We start from the raw sequence: 8,057 nt of genomic DNA, 5'->3' as shown, positions 1-8,057 counted from the left end.
GAATGACCCAATTTCGGCTGGATGCCCTACATTCAGCCTGACCTTTGCCACTATTCAACTGACCGGGAGACGCTAACCCATGCTGGACTTCTTCATCTCACAGGCTCATGCCGAAGGCGGCGCGGCAGCCGGCGGCGGTATTGCCCAGATCGTAATGCTGGTCGGCTTCGTGCTGATCTTCTACTTCCTGCTGTGGCGCCCGCAATCCAAGCGTGCCAAGCAGCACAAGCAGCTCATCAGCAATCTATCCAAGGGCGATGAGATCGTGATTGGCGGTGGCCTGATTGGCCGCATCACGCGAGTCACCGATGATTTCCTCGCCATGGAGATCGCCGAAGGCACCGAGGTCAGCGTGCAAAAGAATGCCGTTGCCGCCGTATTGCCCAAAGGCACCCTGAAATCCATCTGATTTCATCCTTTCGCTGCCGATAACTCCATCGGCAGCGTCTTCACTGCGTCAGCAACAAGGACCGGGCTTCCATGCTCAATCGCTATCCTCTATGGAAGTATCTGCTGATACTTGTCGTGCTCATCGTGGGTCTGATTTATGCCTTGCCCAACCTCTACCCCGAGGACCCAGCGGTTCAGATCAGCAGCTCCCGCGCCAATATCTCTCTCGACGAACGCCAGCTCGAACGCCTACGCACCGCCCTCGATGAAGCCGACGTTACCGTCAAGCGCATCGACGATGAAGCCAATGGCGCACTGATTCGTCTGGCGGACGCGGACGATCAGCTCAAGGCCCGCAATATCGTCAACGAAACCCTCGGAGACGATTTTACCGTAGCGCTCAACCTGGCGGAGTCGACACCAGGCTGGCTCGAAAGCCTGGGCGCCGCCCCCATGAACCTGGGGCTCGATCTGCGCGGCGGCGTGCACTTCGCGCTTGAGGTGGACATGGAAGCCGCCCTCACTCAGCGCCTGGAGGTCAATGCCAGCGCTATTCGTGAAAGCCTAAGAGACGAGCGCATTCGCTATCGAGATACCGAAATCGAAGAACGCACGCTGCTGCTGACCTTTGCCAATGACGAGGATCGTAGCAAGGCTCGCCGTATCATCAGCCGCGAGTTCCCGGACTTCCAGTACGAGGATCGGGAGGCAGGCCGAGGTGCAACGCTGGCCATGACCCTGACGGAGCAGCAGGTCGCTGAGATTCAGGACTATGCCATCAACCAGAACCTCACTACGCTGCGCAATCGAGTCAACGAACTGGGTGTCGCCGAGCCGCTGGTACAGCGTCAGGGCCCTAGCCGCATCGTCGTGGAGCTGCCTGGGGTGCAGGATACCGCCGCCGCCAAGCGCGTCGTGGGCGCAACCGCCAATCTGGAATTTCGCCTCGAGGCACGTCCGGATACGCCGGAGAACGAGACCGAGACCATTGCTTTTCGCAATGACGAGAACCGTAGCGCCGAGCTGATGCGAGACGTCATCATCACCGGCGACAGCGTCTCCAGCGCCAGCCGCAGCTTCGATGAAAACGGCCGCCCCCAGGTCAACATCAATCTGGACGGCACCGGTGGCACCCTGATGAACCGCAACACCCGCTCCAATATCGGGCGCGCTATGGCGGTCATCTATATCGACAACCAGACTCGCACCCGCATGGTGATGAAAGACGGCGAACAGGTCGAGGAGCGGGTGCCCTACACGGAGCGCGGCATCATCAGCTTGGCCACCATTCAGAGTGCCCTGGGCAACAGCTTCCGCATCACCGGGCTGGACTCTCCTACCGAAGCCGAAGAGCTGGCATTGCTGCTGCGTTCCGGCTCTCTTGCCGCACCGATCTACTTCGTCGCCGAACGCACCATCGGCCCAAGTCTGGGTAAGGCCAATATCAAACAGGGTGTTCTGTCAGTCGAGCTTGGCCTGCTGCTGGTCGTCGCGTTCATGCTGATCCGCTATAAGGCTTTCGGTGTGGTCGCCAACGTTGCCCTGGCCATCAATCTGGTGCTGCTGATGGCGGCCCTATCGATGCTGGGCGCCACTCTGACCCTGCCGGGCATTGCCGGCATCGTGCTGACCCTGGGGATGGCGGTGGACGCCAACGTGTTGATCTTCGAGCGTATACGCGAGGAGCTGCGGGCGAAGATGCCGATCCAGCAAGCCATACACGCGGGCTATGAGCGCGCCTTCACCTCCATCGTCGACGGCAATCTGACCACCCTTCTGGTGGCGGTGATCCTGTTCTCGATCGGCACCGGGCCGGTGAAGGGCTTTGCTGTGACCTTGTCCCTGGGTATTTTGACCTCGATGTTTACCGGCATTCTGGTCTCGAGGGCAATCGTCAACCTGACCCTTGGCGGCAGAGCCGTCAAGAAACTCTGGATCTAAGGGGCTAACGCGATGCGACAGCTAGATTTCATGGGTAAGCGCCGCTATGCCTTCATCATTTCAGGGATATTGTTGCTGATCTCGATACTGACCCTGCTGTTTCAACAACTCAATCTGGGTCTGGACTTCACCGGCGGCACTCTGGTCGAGGTGCGCTATGCCAGCGCCCCAACCCTGGATACAATCCGCCAGCTGTTGGAAGATGCCGGTTTCCGAGATGTATCGGTACAGACCTTCGGTACCGCCAACGAGATTCTAGTACGCCTGCAGCAGGCTTTCGATCCGGGTGTCGGCAATCAGGTCACGGATATCCTGCGCCAAAGTGGTGACAGCGTGAACCTGGTGCGCGCCGAGTTCGTGGGTGCCCAGGTCGGCGGTCAGCTGCGCGACCAGAGCGGCCTGGGCATGCTGGTAGCTTTGGGTGTGGTCATGCTCTACGTGGCGTTTCGTTTTCAGTATAAATTCGCGCTGGGTGCCTTGTTGGCACTGATCCATGACGTCATCATCGTGCTCGGGGTGTTCTCGCTGTTCCAGATCGAGTTCGATCTGACAGTGCTAGCGGCGATACTGGCGGTCATTGGTTATTCGCTCAACGACACCATCATCGTCTACGATCGTATCCGCGAGAACATCCGCAAGTCCCGCGTCGATGACATGGCAGTGATCTTCAACGACTCGATCAACCAGACTCTGGCCCGCACCCTGGCCACCTCAGGCACCACGCTATTGGTGCTATTGGCGCTGCTGGTGCTGGGCGGTGACATGATTCACAACTTCGCCCTGGCGTTGATCATCGGCGTGGGTATCGGCACCTACTCGTCGATTTATGTCGCCTCGGCGCTGCTGCTTGCTATCAAGCTGCAGCGCGAGGACCTGATCCCGGCGAAAAAGGAGGGTGTCGAAGAAGAGGAGCTGCCTTGATTCGGCCTTTTAATCGAGGCTTTTATCGAGACTTGTCATCGAAAGCCCCAGCATGACCTGCAACGTTCTGCACAACCTGACACCCTGCCCCGGCAGGGTGTCGTCGTTCATGCTCAGGTACTCGGCTTGTCCTGGCCAATCTGCAAGCCATGTTTTCGCAACTTGCGCACGGCACTGGGCTGGCTGATGCCGAGCCGCCTGGCCAATGCGTAAGTGCTGGTCACCTGAGGGCAAAGTGTACTCAGGATTTCACGCTCCAAGGCGTCCAACGCCTGTTTGAGAGACTGTTCTTCTATCAGCACAGGTGGCCTTGCGTGCTCGGATTCAGTGAGAGGCGGCTGCATATCTCGACGTGGTGTTAAAGCGCTTTCAGCAGGTGCCCCGATCACCTCGTCCGGCGCGGCGAGCCAGGCGCGCTCCATCCAGTTCTCGAGCTCGCGCACATTGCCCGGCCAATCCCGCCCCATGAGCTCAGTCCACACGCCGGGATGCAGCACCTTGGTGCGAGCGTAACGCTGATTGAGACGCGTCAATTGCAGTTCGACCAAGCCGGGCACGTCTTCCCGACGCTCCCGCAGTGGCGGCAACGTCAGCGGGATGACGTTGAGCCGATAGTACAGATCGAGCCGAAAGGCACCGCTTTCGACCCGCGCGGCAATATCCTGATTCGAAGCCACCACCAGGCGGAAATTGACCCGCCGCGCCCGGGTATCCCCGAGCCGAGTGATCTCACCGTCCTGGATTACCTTGAGCAGCTTGCTTTGCATGGGCAGCGGCAGCTCGCCGATCTCGTCCAGGAACAGCGTGCCGCCATCGGCCATTTCCAATATGCCTGCCTTGCCCTGGCGGGCGGCACCGCTGAAAGCGCCGGGCTGGTAGCCGAACATCTCCGATTCAAACAGTGCTTCAGGAATAGCGGCGCAGTTGACGTCGATGAACGGGCCTTCATGACGCGCGCTCCAGCGATGCAGCTGCCGGGCAAAGGCGGTCTTACCCACCCCGGATTCGCCCAGCATCAGCACCGTGGCATCCGTAGGTGCGACACGTTTTAGCAGCAGCGCCACCTCGCGCATGACGCTGCTGCGGATCTTCAGACTATCGAACTCCAGATCATCCCCTAAAGAGACCGCACCACTATGCTTGAGATGCTCGCTTAAACGGCGTTGAAGCAGCTTGTACTCGTCCTGGAGCAGCTGCAAATCCGTGAGATCCATGGAGCGGGACACGATACGCACGAGTTTGCCATCGACAAAAACCGGATGCGCCTCGGCGATTACTCGTCGCCCGGTACCTGTGTGCTGTAGAACCTGGGCCGGCCGGCCAGTGCGCATTACCTCTATGCTCACCGAGGGTGAAAGCACGCCGCGCTCGGCCAGTTCCTGCACAGTGCTGGTGCATAGCGCTTCTCGGCTCAGGCCATAGACCGCCGCGCTACCCGGGCTGACATCAAGAATCCGACCGTCGGCCTCGACGATGAAGAAATGATCGTGGGCGGTGTCGATGATGGTCTTGAGTACTGCGCTGTCGATGTCACTCATAGTTCACGGTAAAGGCGGGTGACCGTGAACTGTAAATCCGGGAGTTCTTTTTGCAATGTTTGCCATACCAGACCCATATCGACACTGAAATAGCCGTGAGCCAGAGCATTACGCATTTCATAGGCGGCCAACAGGGGAAGTTCAGGATGGTTGGAAGCGAACTCGGGATGGTGCCGCTCGATATTTCTCGATGCCTCTCCAATGACCTCTAGATTACGCACAACCGCATCTTGAACCAGCTTATCGTCCAAAAAGGCAGGTTCGGTCATATCCGCCGTATACACTTCGATACGCTCGATCGCCTCGAGGATATGCTCGAGATAGTCGAGAAGGCGTTGTGGATGCCGACTCATAATGGCCTCGCCTCCCTTAGTACCTGCTCTCGAAAGGCATCTGGCAATGCATTTGGTGTTAAGACATCGACACTCACACCCAAGGCTTTGCGAAGTTCGGCACGTATTGCCCCGATGTCCATCAAGGTTGTCTCTTCCGTAGGATCAACCAGCAAGTCCAGATCGCTATCGCGATGATCGGTTCCCTCTAGCACGGAGCCGAAAATTCGCACATTACGAACGCGATGACGAGCAGCGACTCTTGCGATCAGATCGCGGTGAATGTCGAGTGCCAGAGAAGGTTTCATTGGAATCTCCTATTCGGTAACCGCTTAGCATAGGTTGCCAATTGCAGTGATGCACAAATGCATCAATTAATGCAACAACGAATCACTTTATTGGGTAAACGATGCAGTAATGCATCACAAAGCCGCAAAACTTCTTCAATTTCAGCCTATTAAAATTTGGCACGTTTCATGCAGCGCATGCAGTAGCTTTACACACAATAGCGGTGTCAAGCCGCCTCGAGGGAGAAATGTGACATGAGCGACAAGCCGACTTTCAATCAGCCACTCGGTGGCAACGAGATGCCCCGCTTCGGTGGCTTGGCCAGCATGATGCGTCTACCGACTCAGGAGGGGGCTGCCGGTCTGGACGCGGCCTTCATCGGCATCCCTATGGACATCGGCACCTCCAATCGCCCCGGCACGCGGTTGGGGCCACGCCAGATTCGCGATGAGTCGCGCATGCTGCGCCCCTACAACATGGCGACCAAGGCCGCGCCCTTCGACAGCCTGCAGGTGGCGGATATCGGCGATGTGCCGATCAATACCTTCAACCTGCCCAAGAATCTCGACATCATTACCGATTTCTACAACGACGTACTCGCTCAGGACTGCGTGCCGCTGACCTTGGGAGGCGATCACACCCTGACCTGGCCGCTGTTGCGCGCCATCGCCAAGAAACACGGGCCGGTGGGGTTGATTCACGTCGATGCCCACGCGGATGTCAACGAGCACATGTTCGGCGAAAAAGTCGCCCATGGCTGCCCGTTTCGTCGCGCCCAGGAAGAAGGATTGCTGGACAGCAAGCGGGTGGTGCAGATCGGCCTGCGCGGTACCGGCTATGCCGCGGACGATTTCGACTGGTGTCGTGAGCAGGGCTTTCGCGTAGTGCAGGCCGAGGAGTGCTGGTACAAGTCCCTGGCACCCTTGATGGAAGAAGTGCGTGAACAGATGGGGGACAGGCCAGTTTATATCTCGTTTGATATCGACGGCCTGGACCCCTCCGTGGCGCCGGGCACCGGCACCGTCGAGATGGGGGGCCTTACCGCTCAGCAGGGCCTTGAGATCGTGCGCGGCGCCTGGGGGCTGAACGTGGTCGGCGGCGATCTGGTGGAGGTCTCTCCGCCTTATGATCAGAGCGGCAACACCGCGCTGATGGGGGCAACGCTACTCTATGAAATGCTGTGTGTGCTGCCGGGTGTTCAACGCCGCTGATCGATTTCTGCGGTGCCCGTATAACAACAATGGAGTACGTATATGGCTTCTCCGTCGGAAACGACCACCGGCCCCTACAACACCAATGGCGGCAAGCTCAGCCGTCGCGGGCTGCTCAAGTTCCTGATCCCGTCGCTGATCGGTATCGGCATGTTTCTGGTGCCCTTCACCGCCGGCGATGGCATCAACATCGGCATGGGCTATCTTGCTGATGGCTTGAAAGCCCTGCTTGGCGACGCCCTGCCGCCGCTGGCCGCGCTGATCCTGTGTCTTTCCGCTGCGCTGACTATTATCGTCAAGCTGGCCCAGCCGGCCTGGCTCGATCGGGGTCCGCTTAAGGAACTGTTCGACGTGGAGTGGCTGTGGCTGGCCCTGCGCCTGCTGGGCGCTCTTTTTGCGGTCATGACGCTGTTTCAGATCGGTCCGGGCTTCGTTATTGCCGCCAGCACCGGTGGCGTGATGCTCAACGACCTGGCGCCGGTGCTGCTGACGTTTTTCTTCTTCGCCGCCTTGCTGCTGCCGTTTCTGGTGGATTTCGGCTTCATGGAGTTCATCGGCAGTCTGGTGCGCAAACCGTTTCGTCTGATCTTCGGCCTGCCCGGGCGCAGCGCCATCGACGCCACCGCCTCCTGGATGGGCTCCGGCACCGTGGGCGTACTGATCACCACCCAGCAGTACGAGCAGGGCTACTACAACCAGCGCGAAGCCGCCGCCATCGCCACCAACTTCTCCATCGTCTCCATCGCCTTTGCCCTGCTGGTGGCGTCGTTCATCAAGATCAATCATCTGTTCATCGAGTTCTACCTCACGGTGCTGGTATCGGGGCTGATCGCCGCGGTGATCGTGCCCCGGTTGCCGCCGCTGTCGCGTAAGTCGAACCGCTATTACGAACCGGTCGGATGTCAGATTGCCGAGGAGAGCACCGGCGGTATGGGCATTGTGCGCTTCAGCTTGGGCCAGGCCGTGGCCCGCGCTGAAACCGCGCCGGGGCCGGGGCAACTAGTGCGGATTGCCCTGTTCAACGTTGCCGATATCTTCTTCGGCCTGCTGCCCCTGGTGGTGGCCATCGGCACCGTGGCGCTGGTGCTGGCGGAGTACACGCCGCTATTCACTTGGCTCTCCTACCCCATGGTGCCGGTACTCGAGTGGCTGCGGATTCCCGAGGCCGAGGCCGCGGCGCCGGCAACTCTGGTAGGCTTTGCCGACATGTTCCTGCCGGCGGTGCTGGCCTCCAACATCGAGAGCGAACTGACCCGCTTCGTGATCGCCTGCCTGTCCCTGACGCAATTGATCTACATGTCGGAGATCGGCGCCCTACTGCTCAAGTCGAAGATTCCGATCAAGCTCTGGGAGCTGGTGGTGGTTTTCCTGCTGCGTACCGCCATCACCCTGCCCATCATCGCTTTGATCGCTCATGTGTTCGTGTTTTGAAAACG

8 protein-coding genes are annotated in these 8,057 nt (G+C 59.2%); 5 read left to right on the top strand and 3 right to left on the bottom strand.

What is annotated here, in order from left to right; genetic code table 11:
• Nucleotides 1-79: 79 nt before the first annotated feature.
• The 3 genes from yajC (at nt 80) to secF (ending at nt 3,252) form a co-directional block, all read left to right on the top strand.
• The gene (yajC, locus tag CH74_RS15685; protein ID WP_048308457.1) at nt 80-409 is read left to right on the top strand and encodes a preprotein translocase subunit YajC; all 330 of its coding nucleotides are present in this window, start codon (nt 80-82) and stop codon (nt 407-409) included.
• A 71-nt stretch (nt 410-480) separates the two neighbouring features.
• Nucleotides 481-2,331, top strand: a complete 1,851-nt coding sequence (gene secD / locus CH74_RS15680; protein WP_048308456.1) for a protein translocase subunit SecD — start codon at nt 481-483, stop codon at nt 2,329-2,331.
• Nucleotides 2,332-2,343: 12 nt separating this feature from the next.
• Nucleotides 2,344-3,252 (top strand): protein translocase subunit SecF, encoded by a 909-nt coding sequence (gene secF / locus CH74_RS15675; protein WP_048308455.1) that lies wholly within the window; start codon nt 2,344-2,346, stop codon nt 3,250-3,252.
• Between the two features lie 113 nt (nt 3,253-3,365).
• Here the strand turns inward: secF and CH74_RS15670 are convergent, their stop codons facing one another.
• The 3 genes from CH74_RS15670 to CH74_RS15660 are packed head-to-tail and all read right to left on the bottom strand — an operon-like array spanning nt 3,366 to nt 5,430.
• Nucleotides 3,366-4,790: a sigma-54-dependent Fis family transcriptional regulator gene (locus CH74_RS15670; RefSeq protein ID WP_048308454.1), complete on the bottom strand. Its 1,425-nt coding sequence runs from the start codon at nt 4,788-4,790 to the stop codon at nt 3,366-3,368.
• Nucleotides 4,787-5,143 (bottom strand): DUF86 domain-containing protein, encoded by a 357-nt coding sequence (locus CH74_RS15665; RefSeq protein ID WP_048308453.1) that lies wholly within the window; start codon nt 5,141-5,143, stop codon nt 4,787-4,789. The genes CH74_RS15670 and CH74_RS15665 overlap by 4 nt, the downstream gene beginning before the upstream one ends.
• A complete protein-coding gene (locus tag CH74_RS15660) occupies nt 5,140-5,430 on the bottom strand; it encodes a nucleotidyltransferase family protein (protein ID WP_048308452.1) in 291 nt (96 codons plus the stop codon). Before CH74_RS15660 ends, CH74_RS15665 begins: the two co-directional genes overlap by 4 nt.
• Before the next feature lie 234 nt (nt 5,431-5,664).
• Between CH74_RS15660 and speB the strand changes: the two genes are divergently transcribed.
• Nucleotides 5,665-6,621 (top strand): agmatinase, encoded by a 957-nt coding sequence (gene speB, locus CH74_RS15655; RefSeq protein WP_048308451.1) that lies wholly within the window; start codon nt 5,665-5,667, stop codon nt 6,619-6,621.
• A 42-nt stretch (nt 6,622-6,663) separates the two neighbouring features.
• Nucleotides 6,664-8,052 carry a YjiH family protein gene (locus CH74_RS15650; protein ID WP_048308450.1) on the top strand — a complete coding sequence of 463 codons (1,389 nt, stop codon included), beginning with the start codon at nt 6,664-6,666 and terminating at the stop codon, nt 8,050-8,052.
• Nucleotides 8,053-8,057 lie beyond the last annotated feature (5 nt).

The organism is Halomonas sp. PR-M31, from assembly GCF_001039575.1.
Classification (GTDB): Bacteria; Pseudomonadota; Gammaproteobacteria; order Pseudomonadales; family Halomonadaceae; genus Modicisalibacter.
Note: the sequence above shows the minus strand (reverse complement) of the source record. Positions and strands in the feature narration are given on the sequence as shown.